Here is a 15,029-nt window from a genome sequence, read left to right as displayed (position 1 = left end):
GCACGCAGAGCCAGAAAACTGGCCGCAAAAAAAAGACCCGGCCAGAAGCCGGGTCAAATAACCGTGATTAGCCTGATGAGGAGCTAATTCAAAAGACCGACCTAAGGTCCTTTGAATTATCGACTGATCTCGCGACCAGCTGCATGCAATAGTAATCATTATCATTTGCAAAGCAAGTTTTTTCCGCGCTATCTGGAAAATAATTTTCCATTCCTTGGCCCAGGCTTCTATCCCGCGGCCTGTACTGTTAGCCCAACAGCAACTCAGTGGTGCGCTTGACCTCGCTCATGGCGATATTCGAGTGGGCTTCCTGAACGTGTGGCTTCTGCAGCAAGTGATCGCGCAAAAAGCGTTCATAACTGTCGATGTCATGGGTGACCACCTTCAGCAGGTAGTCCATATCGCCTGCCATCGTGTAGCACTCGATCACTTCGGGGTAATCGGTAATCGCCTCTTCAAACTCCGTCAAATGACGTCGCCCGTGGCCTGACAGCCGCACATTGACGAAAACAACGATATTGAGCCCGAGTTTTTTCGGATTGAGCAGGGCGACCTTGCGCTCGATCAAGCCTTCCTCTTGCAGTCGATGGATCCGTCGCCAGCAGGGCGACTGTGACAACTCCACGTGTTCCGCCACCTCGGCGGCAGACAGGTCGGCATTATGTTGCAGCAGGCGGAGAATCTTGCGGTCGATGGCGCTTAATTTAATCTGCATGAATTGATCTGATTTCTTATTTTTTTTGAATGATACATGCAGATTAGCAGAACATTTCCTGCAATTTAGAAAGAAAATTCCTAGGTAAAACCTTCACTCTTTGGCTGCGCACCCATGCGTCGGGTCAGATACTGACTTTGCGGTCTGACACGCTTCCAGGGCCAAGAACAAGAGAGAGAATGTAATGCCGATATTTGCTCATCCCGAATTCGATCACCACGAACAAGTCCAGTTCTGTCACGACAAAGCGACTGGCCTCAAGGCCATTATTGCAGTGCACAACACGCGCCTTGGCCCTGCTTTGGGTGGCTGCCGCATGTGGCCCTATGCCGACGAACAGCAAGCCTTGAACGACGTGCTGCGCCTGTCTCGCGGCATGACGTACAAATCGGCGCTGGCCGGCTTGCCGCTAGGCGGCGGCAAGGCGGTGATCATTGGCGATCCGCGCAAAGACAAGAGCGAAGCGTTGTTTCAGGCCATGGGCGGGTTTGTCGAGAGCATGGGCGGGCGTTACATCACGGCTGCAGACTCGGGCACCGGTGTCGCTGAAATGGCCCTGATGGGCCAGCGCACTCACCACGTGGTGGGGGCTGGCACGCGTGAGCAACTGGGCGGAGGCACGCGCAGTGGTGATCCGTCACCGGCGACGGCCCTTGGCGTGTTTATCGGCTTGCGCGAGGCAGTCTTGCAGCGTTTGGGTCGCAGCGACCTGGCAGGCTTGCGGGTGGCCGTTCAGGGCCTTGGGCAAGTCGGTTTCAACCTTGCCCGGCAGTTGAAAGAGGCGGGTGCTGAACTGTGGGTACACGATATTCAGGACGCTAACGTCAGGCGCGCAGTCGATGAACTGGGCGCCCATGCGGTCAGTGCACAAGATATTTACGGGCTGGATGTCGATGTATTTTCACCGTGCGCGATGGGCGCCATCATCAATGATGAAACCTTGCAGTTACTGCGTGCCCCGGTGATTGCCGGGGCGGCGAATAACCAATTGGCCAAAGCCTCTCATGCCGATGAGTTGTGGCGTCGTGGCTGCTTGCATGCCCCAGACTATGCAATCAATGCAGGCGGCATTATTGACGTGTCCTACGAGTACAACGGCGGCACGCCCGAACAGGTTCGCCAGCACGTAGAAGGCATTGGTGAGACTTTGCGCCAGATCTTCCAGAGGGCCAAGGCACAGGATCGCAACACCACGAGCATTGCCGACAGCCTTGCACAAGAGCGTCTTAACGCTTGATAGAAAAGGCGTTGGGGTTCGATCGGGCAGCCAGCGCCTTTTTCCACTTCAGCGGGCAGACAGCTGTTGCACGTCAATGGCCCTGTCCACCAATTGCTTGGACGATTCCATAAAGAACAGGATGCTCATCAGAAGATCACGTTGAGAACCCTGCTGATGCTCGGCAGCGCCTTGAGCACTGGCAATTGCACATCGCAGATAGTCCGATGCATGCACCAGAGCTTCCTCTTGGCTCACGTCTTCGCTGACCAGGAACATTTTTTTTTCGAGACCCTGCTGAGAAACAGATGGTTTCAAATAATAGTCGAGCGCACGTTGGGTTGCGGCGCTGTCCCTTAAGGATTCGAGCTCATTATCAGGCTCTGTTTTCAGCGCAATTTTTGTTATTGGAGTCATGATTTACCTGCGTTTCAGGAGTTAATCGAATCAGCAGGACAAGACTAGTACAAATAGTATTTGTTCATCGATCATAAATAATACAATGTGTGTATTGTTGCGCTGAATTCAATCCGTATTGTTCGGCAGATGGATAAATGGATCGCTTTAGTCAGAACCAAATTGCGCGAGCTGAAACTCACGCAAGAAAAACTAGCCGAACGCGTCGGGGCATCCCAGGGCGGAGTCGGTCATTGGCTCAATAAACGCCGTCAACCCGACCTGCCGACGATGAACAACGTGCTGCATGCCCTTGGGCTTGAGCACCTTGAAGTCGCCCTGGTGATTCGTGAGCGCCATGATGCAGGTGATACACCTGGTCCTGACGAATACGCCTATGAGATCACGTCAGCTTTCCGCTATCCGGTGAGAGACTGGGTGACGGCGGGTCAGGTCAGCGAGAAGGTGCAGCCTGGTTATGCGCCGCCCGGTACGATCTTTGAAGTCAGCGATCATTACGCCAAAGGGGCAGCGTTCTGGCTGCAGGTGACCGGTGATGCCATGACTGCTCCGATGGGTGTCAGCATCGCGCAAGGGATGATGATTCTGGTTGATCCGGATATCGAAGCCACGCCAGGCAGAATGGTGATTGCCCTTACACCTGAATCCGAGGCGACGACGTTCCGGCAGTTGATCGAAGAAAGTGGTCAACGCTATCTGAAGCCGCTGAACCCAACGTATCCCAAAACATTGTTCGATGACCGCTGCCGGATTATCGGAGTGGTGGTCCAGGCCACAGCCAAGTTCTAGACGCGTTTCAGATGCTGTAAAAAAGGCGGATACCGATCACGGTATCCGCCTTTTCTCATTCCAGCTCAACCAGCGCCGAGCCTTCACTGACCATCTCGCCTTCCTGGAAGAACAGGGCTTTCACCACACCCCCATGGGGGGCGCGCAGGCTGTGTTCCATCTTCATGGCTTCGAGTACCACCAGTTGCGTGCCAGCCTCGACAGTTTGACCGACCTCAACCAGTACCCGCACGATGCTGCCGTTCATGGGGGCAGTCAGGCCGCCCTGGGCCGTGTGACTGGCACTCACGGCGCTGATCGGATCGTGCAGGCGCACGCAGTGCAACTCACCTTCCCAGCGTAGGTACAGCGCCTCAGCGCGGCGAATGGCCAAGTGCTGGCGCCGTACTCCGTCCTGTTCAATGACTAACTGTTCATCACGCAAGATGGCTGTATTGCCATTGAGGTGGATGACCTGTTGTTCGCCATTACAAGCCAATGCCAGCAACGTGTGTGCAGGTAAACCGCTGCGAAAGCCGTTGTTTGCGGACCAGGGTGACGCCGGGTCATCGTCCCGTACCTGTGGGGCCTGGCTCTGATTGAAGGCTTCGGCGGCTGCCGACCAGAAGGCAGCAGGCAGAGGCTCGGCAGCAGGCAGTAATTGTTCTTCGTAGCGCGGGATAAACCCGGTATCGAGTTCGGCTGCGGCGAAGGCGGGGTGGCCGATGATGCGTCGCAAAAAGCTCAGGTTGGTTTTCAGACCGCCGATGGCGAATTCATCGAGCATCGCCAGTAGGCGCAGGCGGGCCTGTTCGCGGTCCTCTCCCCAGGCAATCAGCTTGCCCAGCATCGGATCGTAAAACGGTGAAACCTCGTCGCCTTCACTGACCCCACTGTCCACGCGCCTGCCCGGGCCGGCAGCTGATTCGCGGTACACCTCAAGACGCCCGGTTTGCGGGAGAAAATCATGGCTCGGGTCTTCAGCGTACAAACGCACTTCGATGGCGTGGCCGCGCAAGGGCACTTGTGCCTGGGTGATGGGCAAGGCCTCACCGCATGCCACGCGGATTTGCCAGGCCACCAGGTCCAGCCCAGTAATGGCTTCGGTGACCGGGTGTTCAACCTGCAGGCGCGTGTTCATCTCCATAAAGAAGAATTCGCCTCGCGCATCCAGCAAAAACTCCACGGTGCCCGCGCCAACGTAGCCGATCGCCTGTGCCGCGCGCACGGCGGATTCGCCCATGGCTTGGCGCTGTTCGACACTCAGGCCCGGTGCTGGTGCTTCTTCCACGACTTTCTGGTGGCGGCGCTGAATCGAGCAATCGCGCTCATTGAGGTACAGGCAGTTGCCGTGCTGGTCGGCAAATATCTGGATCTCCACATGACGCGGCTTGAGCACGTACTTCTCAACCAGCATCCGTGCGTCGCCAAAGGAGGACAGTGCCTCGCGCTGAGCCGAAGCCAGCGCCTCAGCCAGTTGGCTGACCTCTTCGACCACTTTCATGCCTTTGCCGCCACCGCCCGCCGTGGCTTTGAGCAGCACCGGGTAGCCGATGCGCTCTGCGGCGAGGCGGAAGGTTTCCAGGTCTTGAGCTTCGCCGTGGTAGCCAGGCACCAACGGTACGCCTGCGACTTCCATCAAGGCCTTGGCCGCGGATTTGCTGCCCATCGCATCAATCGCGCTGGCGGGGGGGCCAAGGAAAATCAGCCCGGCGGCCTCAATGGCGCGCGCGAAGCCTGCGTTTTCCGACAAAAAACCGTAACCGGGGTGAATGGCCTGCGCACCGCTGGCCTTGGCGGCAGCGATGATTTTGTCGATCTTCAGGTAGCTGTCGGCGGCTTTGCTACCGCCCAGGTCCACACAGATATCGGCTTCGCGACAATGCCGTGCATCGCGGTCGGTTGCGCTGTGTACGGCGACGGTGGTGAGGCCCAGCGCTTTGGCCGTGCGCATCACCCGGCAGGCGATCTCGCCGCGGTTAGCCACCAGCACGGAAGTAAGAAGAGGGGCGGTCATGAGCGCGGCTCCTGAGTCGATGAATCGGCTTGCCAGCTGGGTGCACGCTTCTGCAGAAAGGCGCGCAAGCCTTCCTGGCCTTCAGGACTGACCCGAATCCGTGCAATGGCGTTTTCACAGTAGCGACGGATGGCCAGAGTTGGCGCGCCATGACTGACTTCGCGCAGCAGATCCTTGCAGGAGCGCATGGCTTGTGGGCTGTTGAGCAGCAAGTTGTCGACCCAATGGGCGATGTGCTGTTCAAGCTCTGCGAGGGGGTAGCACTCGGACAGCAAACCCAGCTCACGGGCACGCTCGCCGCTGAAGCGTTCAGCGGTCAGGGCGTAGCGCCGGGCTGCGCGCTCACCGATGGCCTGCACCACGAAGGGACTGATTACAGCAGGTGCCAGGCCGATACGGACTTCGGACAAGCAAAACTGCGCATCCTGCGCGCCGATGGCCATGTCGCAGGCACTGATCAGGCCCAGTGCGCCACCGTAGGCTGCGCCTTGCACGACGGCCAGGGTCGGCATTTTCAGCTTGGCCAGGTTGTACATCAGTTCGGCCAGATGGCGGGCGTCGTCGAGATTGGTGTGGTAGTCGAGTTCGGCCGATTGTTGCATCCAGGCCAGATCGGCACCGGCACTGAAATGCTTGCCGCGCCCGCGCAGTACCAGAAAACGCATGGCTGGATCTGCTTGCACGGCCTCCAGAGCAAGGATCAGCTCGCGGATCATCTCGGCGTTAAAGGCATTGTTCTTCTGCTCGCGGCTCAACCACAGGGTGGCAAAGCCCCGGGGATCGGTGTGCAGTTCGAGGGTGTTGAAATCGATCATGTTCTTCAGTCCTGAAAGGCTGTGGGAGTTACATCCGGAACACACCGAAACGGGTGGCTTCGATAGGTGCGTTCAACGCCGCCGACAAACCCAGCGCCAATACGTCGCGGGTTTGCGCCGGGTCGATCACGCCGTCATCCCACAAGCGAGCACTGGAATAGTAGGGGTGGCCCTGGTGTTCGTACTGGTCGAGGATCGGTTGTTTGATCTCGGCTTCTTCACGGGCTGAAAACGCGACACCATTGCGTTCTGCCTGCTCGCGCTTGACCTGCACCAGCACGCCTGCCGCCTGTTCGGCGCCCATCACGCCAATTCGGGCGTTGGGCCACATCCACAAAAAGCGTGGATCGTAGGCCCGGCCGCACATGCCGTAGTTACCAGCGCCAAAACTGCCACCGATGATTACGGTGAATTTCGGCACTTTGGCGCACGCCACAGCGGTGACCAATTTGGCGCCGTGCTTGGCAATGCCACCGGCTTCGTACTTTTGGCCGACCATAAAACCGGTGATGTTTTGCAGAAACACCAAGGGAATACCGCGCTGGCACGCCAGCTCGATAAAGTGCGCGCCTTTTTGTGCCGCTTCGGCGAACAGAATTCCGTTGTTGGCCAGGATCGCTACCGGGTAACCGTGCAAATGCGCAAAGCCGCACACCAGCGTGGTGCCGAACAGGGCTTTGAATTCATCGAACACCGAACCGTCCACCAGCCGCGCAATGACTTCGCGCACATCAAAGGGCTGTTTGGCATCTGCCGGGACGATGCCATACAACTCGTCACGGCCATACAGCGGTGCCAGCGGTGTGCGCTGCTGCAACTGGCCCAACTTGCGCCAGTTGAGGTTAGCCACGCTGCGCCGAGCCAGTGCCAGCGCATGCTCGTCACTGTCGGCGTAATGGTCGGCCACTCCCGAAATCTTGCAGTGCACATCGGCACCGCCCAGGTCTTCGGCACTGACCACCTCGCCGGTGGCGGCCTTTACCAGTGGCGGACCAGCAAGAAAGATTGTCGCTTGCTGGCGCACCATGATGGCTTCGTCGGCCATGGCAGGCACATAGGCCCCACCAGCAGTACACGAACCCATGACCACGGCAATTTGCGGGATGCCCGCCGCGCTCATGTTGGCTTGATTGAAGAAGATTCGCCCAAAGTGCTCGCGGTCCGGGAACACTTCATCCTGACGTGGCAGGTTGGCGCCGCCGGAGTCCACCAGATAGATGCACGGCAAGCGGTTTTGCTCGGCAATAGTCTGTGCCCGGAGGTGTTTTTTCACCGTCAGCGGGTAGTACGAACCACCTTTGACCGTGGCATCGTTGGCCACAATCATGCATTCCACGCCTTCGACCCGACCAATACCGGCGATTATCCCGGCAGCCGGAACCTCTTCGCCGTACACGCCGTAAGCCGCCAGCTGACTCAACTCCAGGAAGGGTGAGCCGCTGTCCAGCAGGCGATCAATGCGCTCGCGTGGCAGTAGCTTGCCGCGTGAAGTGTGACGCTCCTGGGCCTTGGCCCCGCCGCCCTGTTGTACCTGCTCGAGCAGGGTGTGCAAGGCTGCCACCTGCTTGAGCATGGCGTCGCGGTTGATACCGAACTCGGCCGAGCGCGGGTTGATCGTCGTATGCAAGATGGACATGCCTACGCTCCTTAGCGAGTTTCGTTGAAGAGTTCGCGACCAATCAGCATGCGTCGGATTTCGCTGGTGCCAGCTCCGATCTCATACAGCTTGGCGTCACGCAGCAGGCGTCCGGCCGGGAATTCATTGATATAACCGTTGCCACCCAGAATCTGGATCGCGTCGAGGGCCATCTGGGTGGCGCGTTCGGCGCTGTACAAAATCACCCCGGCGGCGTCCTTGCGCGTGGTTTCACCACGCTCGCACGCGGCTGCGACGGCATACAGATAGGCGCGGCTGGCGTTGAGCTGGGTGTACATGTCAGCCACCTTGCCCTGGATCAGTTGAAACTCGCCGATGCTCTGGCCGAACTGTTTGCGGTCGTGGATGTACGGCACGATCAAATCCATGCAGGCCTGCATGATTCCGGTAGGACCGCCCGACAGCACCACGCGCTCGTAGTCCAGGCCACTCATCAACACCTTGACCCCGGCGTTGAGGGTGCCCAGCAGGTTCTCTTCTGGCACTTCAACATCGTCGAAAAACAGTTCGCTGGTATTGGACCCGCGCATGCCGAGCTTGTCGAAATGGCTGCTGCGGCTGAAGCCTTTCCAGTCGCGCTCAACGATAAATGCGCTGATGCCGTGTGCGCCCTTTTCCAGATCGGTCTTGGCGTAGATCACATAGGTGCTGGCATCAGGGCCGTTGGTGATCCAGGTCTTGCTGCCGTTGAGGACGTAATGGTCGCCGCGCTTGTCGGCACGCAGTTTCATCGACACCACATCGGAACCGGCGTTGGGTTCGCTCATGGCCAGTGCGCCAACGTGTTCGCCGCTGATCAGCTTGGGCAAGTATTTGAGTTTTTGTTCGTGGCTGCCGTTGCGGTTGATCTGATTGACGCAGAGGTTGGAGTGAGCGCCGTAGGAGAGGGCGACCGAGGCTGAGCCGCGGCTGATTTCTTCCATCGCCACCACGTGCGCCAAATAGCTCAGACCGGTGCCGCCGTATTCTTCCGGAACGGTGATGCCGAGCAACCCCATGTCACCGAACTTGCGCCACATGTCGGCGGGGAACAGATTGTCCTTGTCGATTTGCGCCGCACGTGGCGCCAGTTCGGCAGCGACGAAGGCCTGAACCTGATCGCGCAGCATGTCGATGGTTTCGCCCAGGGCGAAGTTCAAAGTCGGGTAGCTCATGGGGCACCTTGATCGTTGTTCTTGTGGAGGCGGTTACTGCGTCGCCATTGATAACCTTGACGTTAACGTAAACTTGGCCTGTAAAACTGTCAACGACCTTTACGTTAACGTCAACTTCAGCCAGAGTAATTGCTGTTCTTCAATTGAGAGGGCGCCGGTACGCGCTTTACTCATGCTCCCAAAACAATCACAAGAGGAGTTGTCATGAAGCTGCAATCCAACCCCAGTTACAGCCAGGGTGCGCAGGACAAGCCACTGCTGGCGATGACCATAGGACAGGCTTTCGATCAGACCGTTGCGCGCTATCCCGAGGGCGAAGCGCTGGTGGTACGGCATCAACAGCAACGCTACACCTGGGCCCAGTTGGCGCGAGCGGTCGATGTGCATGCCAGAGCGTTGCTGGCCTTGGGTTTGCAAGTGGGGGACCGACTAGGGGTGTGGGCTCCTAACGGTGCCGAGTGGTTTATCAGCCAGTTTGCCAGCGCCAGGATTGGCGTGATTCTGGTCAACATCAACCCCGCATACCGGCTCTCTGAGCTGGAATACGTGCTTAAGCAATCGGGGTGTCAGTGGCTGGTTTGCGCGGGTGCGTTCAAGACCTCCAACTACCACGCCATGCTCCAGGAACTCATTCCCGAACTGGCCGAACAATCGATCGGGGCGCTTGATTGCCCACGCTTTGCCGAGCTGCGCGGGGTTATCAGCCTTGCTCCTGAACCGCCTGCTGGCTTCCTGCCCTGGTCACAACTAGCCCCGCTGGCTGACGGGGTTACGGTTGAGCAACTGCATGCCCGCCAGGCCAGCCTGCACTTCGATCAGCCGGTAAACATTCAGTACACCTCGGGCACTACGGGCTTTCCCAAGGGCGCGACCCTTAGCCATCACAATATTCTCAACAATGGCTACATGGTCGGTGAAAGTCTGGGGCTGACGGCCAATGACCGGCTGGTAATCCCGGTGCCGCTGTATCACTGCTTTGGCATGGTGATGGGCAATCTGGGTTGCGTGACCCACGGCACGACGATGATCTACCCCAGTGAAGCCTTTGATCCGGGCCTGACGCTGCAAGCGGTGGCCGAGGAGCGGGCTACCGGGTTGTACGGCGTGCCAACCATGTTTATCGCCATGCTTGATCATCCGCAGCGTGCCGGCTTTGATCTGTCGAGCCTGCGTACCGGAATCATGGCCGGGGCCACGTGCCCGATCGAGATCATGCGTCGGGTCATCAGCGAAATGCATATGGGTGAGGTACAAATTGCCTATGGCATGACCGAAACCAGCCCGGTCTCGATACAGACGGGTCCTGCGGATGAGTTGGAATTACGTGTTACCACTGTGGGGCGTACCCAGCCACAGCTGGAGAGCAAGCTGATCGATGCGCAAGGCAACACCGTTGCACGCGGTGAGATTGGTGAGCTCTGTACGCGGGGCTACAGCGTGATGCTGGGTTACTGGAGCAACCCGCAGGCGACTCGCGAGGCCATCGACAGCGAAGGCTGGATGCATACCGGGGATTTGGCGCAGATGGATGAGCAGGGCTATGTGCGCATCGTGGGGCGTAACAAGGACATGATTATTCGCGGTGGTGAAAATATTTACCCGCGTGAGCTGGAAGAGTTCTTTTTTACCCATCCGGCCGTGGCTGACGTGCAGATCGTGGGCATCCCGGATGCCAAATATGGCGAAGAGATTGTTGCCTGGATCAAATTCCACCCAGGCCACACGGCTAATGAGCTGGAGTTGCAAACCTGGTGCAAGTCACGCATTGCGCACTTTAAAACGCCGCGTTACTTCAAGTTTGTGGAGACCTTTCCCATGACGGTGACTGGCAAGATCCAGAAGTTCAAAATGCGCGAGATCAGCATTCAGGAGTGTGCAAAACGCTAAGGCACTATTTGTTTTTTGTGGGAGCGGGCTTGCTCGCGATGCAGTCGCTGCGGTTTATCAGGTAAACCGAGGTGAAGTCCATCGCGAGCAGGCTCGCTCCCACATGAGTCGCATGTGATTTGGCAAAATATCAAATCCCGGACAACACAAAGGGGAGCCTGGGCTCCCCTTTAATATGTCGTTGCATGCTCTTTTTTTATTATTGAAGGGCGGTTTATTGTTGTTTTTGGAACTCACCCTTTGCTGCGTTTTTTTGCGACCCCCATCCGGGGTCAAGAGCAAACGTATTTTTTTGAGCGCTGATCCACTTTTATCACTGGCTATCAAACCTGTGATCCAACCTGTGCGGGTGCTACCTGAAGGTAGTTTTATTATTCTCTGCCCGGTTGCGAGGTGGCTTTTAGGCGCCTCGGAAAAGTAAACCTTCTCCAAAAAAATCTGTTAGCTGCGTCTCTGCCGTGTTGTTTTTGTTATGTCAGAGTCGTTTCGTATTGTTTTTATTATGTTGCTGCGGTTTTTATTCTTGTTATGCCATAGAGATAGCAGGAGCCGTGCCAACTTTTGAAAACCCTTATAAATCAACGACTTGTGATTTTTGACAATAAAAAACCGGCCATAGGTATGGCCGGTTTGTTTCCGTGTTACTCGTTTGTGGGAACACGAGGTAACACCATGGAACACTTTTTAGCCCTGGCGGGCCTTTGCTACCCGTGACCCGGTAACACGGCCCAGCACGTTGCAGATGTGTTCACCGGCCAGTAACAGCTTGTCCATGTCGATCCCGGTTTCGATGCCCATGCCGTTGAGCATGTACAGCACATCTTCTGTGGCCACGTTACCGCTGGCGCCCTTGGCATAAGGGCAGCCGCCGAGGCCGGCAATCGAGCTGTCGAACACCGCGATGCCTTCCTGCAGGCTGGCGTAGATATTCACCAGTGCCTGGCCGTAGGTATCGTGGAAATGCCCGGCGAGTTTTTCCCGAGGTACGTAAGCGGTTACTGCCTCAAACATCGCTCGCGTGGCCGTAGGTGTTCCGGTGCCAATGGTGTCGCCCAGCGACACTTCGTAACAGCCCATGGCGTACAGCTCTTTTGCTACCTGCGCGACCTGCTGCGCGCTGACCTGACCTTCATAGGGGCAGCCGAGCACACAGGACACATAGCCGCGTACGCTGATGCCGTGCTGTTGGGCGGCTTCGATGATGGGCACAAAGCGCGCCAGGCTTTCGCTGATCGAGCAGTTGATATTGCGTTGCGAGAAAGCTTCGGATGCCGCGGCAAATACCGCGACCTCTTTTACGCCTGCCGCCACGGCATCTTCAAACCCGCGCATGTTTGGTGCCAGTGCACCGTAGACCACCCCCGGCTTGCGCTGGATTTGCGCAAAGACCTCAGCTGAACCGGCCATTTGCGGCACCCACTTGGGCGATACAAAACTGCCGACCTCGATATAGCCCAGCCCGGCGTCGGTCAGGGCATCAACCAATTGCACCTTGTCGGCGACGCTGATGGGTTGAGCCTCATTTTGCAGACCGTCGCGGGGGCCAACTTCGATCAAGCGCACATAGGTTGGAAGTGTCATGGGGATTCACCGTATCTGTGTGGGGATACCCTGTGGGAGCGGGTATCAGCGTCTAATTGGTCGCCTGGCTGCTAATGGTCTGTTCCAGCGCCTGGATACAGCGTTCCTCGGCGGTATCCAGTTCCAGCTGCATTTGCTGGATATCCAGTAACTGCTGCTCCAGCTGCTCGCGGCGTTCGGCGATTTTGCCCAGCATGCTGTTGAGCTGCTTTTGATTGCCGCTGGTGGGGTCGTAAAGCTCGATCAGCTCGCGGCATTCGGCCAGTGAGAAACCGATGCGCTTGCCGCGCAGGATCAATTTCAGGCTGACCTTGTCCCGTGGCGAATACACCCGCTCCTGGCCGCGTCGCTCGGGGGCGAGCAAACCTTGTTCTTCATAAAAACGAATGGCACGGGTGGTGATGTCGAGCTCGCGGGCAAGGTCGGAAATACTGTACGTCTGGCTGCTCATGGGCGGGCTCTGGAAGAATCGTGCTCTTAAACTAATGGCTGCTTGACGTATACGTCAAGCAAGCTCGCAGCTTCGGATTTCACTTGCTGTTGGCACAGCTCGATCAGTTGCTCACGCATCCAGCGATTGGCCGGGTCTTGCTCGGTGCTTTCGTGCCAATACAAGTGGGTTTCCACGTTGGGCAACTCATTGAGCGGCAATGGCACAAAGTGCAGGGCATGGCGCCGGGCAAAACGTTCGGGCACGGTCATGACCATGTCGGTTTGTTGCAGCACATTGGAGGCCATCAGGTAATGCTGGGAGCGCAGGGTGATCTTGCGTTGCAGGCCCATTTTTCCCAGTGCCAGGTCTACTTCACCCAGGCCATTGCGCCGGGTCGAAATATGAATATGGGTCAGTGCTAGGTACTCATCCAGGCTCAGGGTCGCGTTGCTGGCTAATGGATGGCCTTGGCGCATGGCGCAGACATAGCGGTCTTCCATCAACTTGATATGGCGCACTTGCGGGTCGGTATTGAGTGGCGCATCCACCGCAAAATCCAGCCGTCCTGCCGCCAGATCACTGGTGGTCTCACGTCGATGGGAGAGAAAGCTCTCGACCACCACTGATGGCGCCTGACGCCGCAAGCGCTGAAATAACGGCGGCAAAATCACCGCTTCGGTCAGGTCAGTCATGCTGATACGGTAGGTCTTGTTGGCTTGCAGGGGGTTGAAGGTGCGGCTTTCCTGAACGGATACGCGCAACAGCGCGAGGGCACTGCGCACCGGGCTGATGATGTTTTGTGCCATTGGCGTCGGCACCATGCCCTGGGCGGTACGGACGAACAGCGGGTCGTTGAAACTCTCGCGCAATCGCGCCAGTGCATTGGACACGGCTGGTTGCGTGATGCCGATGATTTGCCCGGCGCGGGTCAGGTTGGCTTCGGTGTAGATGGCGTCGAAGACGATAAACAGATTGAGATCAACCTTGTTCAGGTTCATGGGACGTGACTCTTGTTGTTAGTTATAGGGCTGCGGGTGAATCATATATTGCTTATGAATGGTAATACACGCTGTTAATAGGTGGCGCAAATAAAGGCGGGCTGATCTAGCATCGGGCATCAGTATTTTTCGACATTCCCGGTAGAAGGTAGCCACCCATGGATTTCGCTTATTCCCCGAAAGTTCAGGTACTGCGCGAGCGTGTGACAGCGTTTATGGACGCCTATGTTTACCCGGCGGAAGCGATCTTCGATCAGCAGGTGGCTGAAGGCGATCGCTGGCAGCCGACAGCGATCATGCAAGAGCTGAAACTCAAGGCCCAGGCTGAAGGCCTGTGGAACCTGTTCTTGCCCGAGTCCGAACTGGGTGCCGGGTTAACCAATCTGGAATACGCGCCTCTGGCGGAAATCATGGGCCGCTCGATGCTGGGTTCGGAGCCGTTCAATTGCTCGGCGCCCGACACCGGCAATATGGAGGTGCTGGTGCGTTACGCCAGCGAGGCGCAAAAACAACAGTGGCTGGCACCACTGCTGCGGGGCGAAATACGCTCGGCGTTCGCGATGACCGAGCCGGATGTGGCCTCATCGGATGCAACCAATATGGCTGCCCGTGCTGTGCGTGAGGGTGAAGAATGGGTGATCAATGGCCGTAAATGGTGGACGTCCGGCGCCTGTGACCCGCGCTGCAAAATTCTGATTTTCATGGGGTTGAGCAATCCCGAAAACCCGCGTCATCAGCAGCACTCGATGATCCTGGTGCCCATCGACACGCCGGGGGTGAAAATCGTACGGCCATTGCCGGTGTTCGGTTATGACGATGCGCCCCACGGGCATGCCGAAGTACTGTTCGATAATGTGCGAGTGCCCTACGAAAATGTCTTGCTGGGCGAAGGGCGCGGTTTTGAAATTGCTCAAGGCCGCCTTGGGCCGGGGCGAATCCACCACTGCATGCGCTCTGTTGGCATGGCCGAGCGGGCATTGGAATTGATGTGTAAACGCTCGTTGGGGCGCACCGCGTTCGGCAAACCGCTGGCACGTCTGGGGGCCAATATCGACAAAATCGCCGACTCGCGGATGGAGATCGACATGGCGCGGCTGTTGACGCTTAAAGCCGCGTACATGATGGACACCGTGGGTAACAAGGTGGCGAAAAGTGAAATCGCCCAGATCAAGGTCATCGCCCCGAACGTTGCGTTGAAAGTGATTGATCGGGCAATTCAGATTCATGGCGGGGCAGGGGTGTCGGGGGATTTTCCGCTGGCTTATATGTACGCCATGCAGCGCACGCTGCGTCTGGCCGATGGCCCGGATGAAGTACACCGGGCAGCGGTGGGCAAGTTTGAGCTGGACAAATATGTGGAGTGACGGGCTT

General features: G+C 57.5%; 13 protein-coding genes. 4 read left to right on the top strand and 9 right to left on the bottom strand.

Features of this window, described 5'->3' with window-relative positions; genetic code table 11:
- Positions 1-247 precede the first annotated feature (247 nt).
- A complete protein-coding gene (locus tag N7D90_RS17160) occupies positions 248-715 on the bottom strand; it encodes an Lrp/AsnC family transcriptional regulator (RefSeq protein ID WP_261739128.1) in 468 nt (155 codons plus the stop codon).
- Between the two features lie 184 nt (positions 716-899).
- Between N7D90_RS17160 and N7D90_RS17155 the strand changes: the two genes are divergently transcribed.
- The gene (locus tag N7D90_RS17155; RefSeq protein ID WP_261739127.1) at positions 900-1,952 is read left to right on the top strand and encodes a Glu/Leu/Phe/Val dehydrogenase dimerization domain-containing protein; all 1,053 of its coding nucleotides are present in this window, start codon (positions 900-902) and stop codon (positions 1,950-1,952) included.
- A 48-nt stretch (positions 1,953-2,000) separates the two neighbouring features.
- Here the strand turns inward: N7D90_RS17155 and N7D90_RS17150 are convergent, their stop codons facing one another.
- A complete protein-coding gene (locus tag N7D90_RS17150; RefSeq protein ID WP_261739126.1) occupies positions 2,001-2,348 on the bottom strand; it encodes a DUF6124 family protein in 348 nt (115 codons plus the stop codon).
- A gap of 129 nt (positions 2,349-2,477) precedes the next feature.
- Between N7D90_RS17150 and N7D90_RS17145 the strand changes: the two genes are divergently transcribed.
- A complete protein-coding gene (locus tag N7D90_RS17145; protein WP_261739125.1) occupies positions 2,478-3,137 on the top strand; it encodes a LexA family protein in 660 nt (219 codons plus the stop codon).
- A gap of 55 nt (positions 3,138-3,192) precedes the next feature.
- On the opposite strand, the gene N7D90_RS17140 is transcribed toward N7D90_RS17145, so the two are convergent.
- From N7D90_RS17140 to N7D90_RS17125, 4 genes are read right to left on the bottom strand one after another with little or no spacing between them, the layout of a single operon-like run.
- A complete protein-coding gene (locus tag N7D90_RS17140) occupies positions 3,193-5,133 on the bottom strand; it encodes an acetyl/propionyl/methylcrotonyl-CoA carboxylase subunit alpha (protein WP_261739124.1) in 1,941 nt (646 codons plus the stop codon).
- Positions 5,130-5,948 carry a gamma-carboxygeranoyl-CoA hydratase gene (locus N7D90_RS17135; RefSeq protein ID WP_261739123.1) on the bottom strand — a complete coding sequence of 273 codons (819 nt, stop codon included), beginning with the start codon at positions 5,946-5,948 and terminating at the stop codon, positions 5,130-5,132. Before N7D90_RS17135 ends, N7D90_RS17140 begins: the two co-directional genes overlap by 4 nt.
- Positions 5,949-5,976: 28 nt before the next feature.
- Positions 5,977-7,584, bottom strand: coding sequence for a carboxyl transferase domain-containing protein (locus N7D90_RS17130; protein ID WP_261739122.1), 1,608 nt, complete (start codon positions 7,582-7,584; stop codon positions 5,977-5,979).
- Between the two features lie 11 nt (positions 7,585-7,595).
- A complete protein-coding gene (locus N7D90_RS17125) occupies positions 7,596-8,759 on the bottom strand; it encodes an isovaleryl-CoA dehydrogenase (protein ID WP_261739121.1) in 1,164 nt (387 codons plus the stop codon).
- A gap of 204 nt (positions 8,760-8,963) precedes the next feature.
- Between N7D90_RS17125 and N7D90_RS17120 the strand changes: the two genes are divergently transcribed.
- Complete coding sequence (locus N7D90_RS17120; RefSeq protein ID WP_261739120.1) at positions 8,964-10,646, top strand: AMP-binding protein; 1,683 nt, start codon at positions 8,964-8,966, stop codon at positions 10,644-10,646.
- 684 nt (positions 10,647-11,330) lie between these two features.
- Here N7D90_RS17120 and N7D90_RS17115 read toward each other — a convergent pair.
- From N7D90_RS17115 to N7D90_RS17105, 3 genes are read right to left on the bottom strand one after another with little or no spacing between them, the layout of a single operon-like run.
- On the bottom strand, positions 11,331-12,227 hold the full coding sequence (locus tag N7D90_RS17115; RefSeq protein WP_261739119.1) for a hydroxymethylglutaryl-CoA lyase: 897 nt from the start codon (positions 12,225-12,227) through the stop codon (positions 11,331-11,333).
- A gap of 52 nt (positions 12,228-12,279) precedes the next feature.
- Positions 12,280-12,678, bottom strand: a complete 399-nt coding sequence (locus N7D90_RS17110) for a MerR family transcriptional regulator (protein WP_261739118.1) — start codon at positions 12,676-12,678, stop codon at positions 12,280-12,282.
- Between the two features lie 26 nt (positions 12,679-12,704).
- Positions 12,705-13,658 carry a LysR family transcriptional regulator gene (locus N7D90_RS17105; protein WP_261739117.1) on the bottom strand — a complete coding sequence of 318 codons (954 nt, stop codon included), beginning with the start codon at positions 13,656-13,658 and terminating at the stop codon, positions 12,705-12,707.
- A 158-nt stretch (positions 13,659-13,816) separates the two neighbouring features.
- On the opposite strand from N7D90_RS17105, the gene N7D90_RS17100 reads away from it, so the two are divergent.
- The gene (locus N7D90_RS17100; protein WP_261739116.1) at positions 13,817-15,022 is read left to right on the top strand and encodes an acyl-CoA dehydrogenase; all 1,206 of its coding nucleotides are present in this window, start codon (positions 13,817-13,819) and stop codon (positions 15,020-15,022) included.
- Positions 15,023-15,029 lie beyond the last annotated feature (7 nt).

The sequence above is a fragment of the Pseudomonas fragi genome (assembly GCF_025426255.1).
Taxonomy (GTDB): Bacteria; Pseudomonadota; Gammaproteobacteria; order Pseudomonadales; family Pseudomonadaceae; genus Aquipseudomonas; species Aquipseudomonas kulmbachensis.
Note: the sequence above shows the minus strand (reverse complement) of the source record. Positions and strands in the feature narration are given on the sequence as shown.

Excerpts from the sequence above, each read along its gene's own strand:
- N7D90_RS17160 (WP_261739128.1), bottom strand. The coding sequence starts at position 715 with ATGCAGATTAAATTAAGCGCCATCGACCGCAAGATTCTCCGCCTGCTG.
- N7D90_RS17155 (WP_261739127.1), top strand. The coding sequence starts at position 900 with ATGCCGATATTTGCTCATCCCGAATTCGATCACCACGAACAAGTCCAG.
- N7D90_RS17150 (WP_261739126.1), bottom strand. The coding sequence starts at position 2,348 with ATGACTCCAATAACAAAAATTGCGCTGAAAACAGAGCCTGATAATGAG.
- N7D90_RS17145 (WP_261739125.1), top strand. The coding sequence starts at position 2,478 with ATGGATAAATGGATCGCTTTAGTCAGAACCAAATTGCGCGAGCTGAAA.
- N7D90_RS17140 (WP_261739124.1), bottom strand. The coding sequence starts at position 5,133 with ATGACCGCCCCTCTTCTTACTTCCGTGCTGGTGGCTAACCGCGGCGAG.
- N7D90_RS17135 (WP_261739123.1), bottom strand. The coding sequence starts at position 5,948 with ATGATCGATTTCAACACCCTCGAACTGCACACCGATCCCCGGGGCTTT.
- N7D90_RS17130 (WP_261739122.1), bottom strand. The coding sequence starts at position 7,584 with ATGTCCATCTTGCATACGACGATCAACCCGCGCTCGGCCGAGTTCGGT.
- N7D90_RS17125 (WP_261739121.1), bottom strand. The coding sequence starts at position 8,759 with ATGAGCTACCCGACTTTGAACTTCGCCCTGGGCGAAACCATCGACATG.
- N7D90_RS17120 (WP_261739120.1), top strand. The coding sequence starts at position 8,964 with ATGAAGCTGCAATCCAACCCCAGTTACAGCCAGGGTGCGCAGGACAAG.
- N7D90_RS17115 (WP_261739119.1), bottom strand. The coding sequence starts at position 12,227 with ATGACACTTCCAACCTATGTGCGCTTGATCGAAGTTGGCCCCCGCGAC.
- N7D90_RS17110 (WP_261739118.1), bottom strand. The coding sequence starts at position 12,678 with ATGAGCAGCCAGACGTACAGTATTTCCGACCTTGCCCGCGAGCTCGAC.
- N7D90_RS17105 (WP_261739117.1), bottom strand. The coding sequence starts at position 13,658 with ATGAACCTGAACAAGGTTGATCTCAATCTGTTTATCGTCTTCGACGCC.
- N7D90_RS17100 (WP_261739116.1), top strand. The coding sequence starts at position 13,817 with ATGGATTTCGCTTATTCCCCGAAAGTTCAGGTACTGCGCGAGCGTGTG.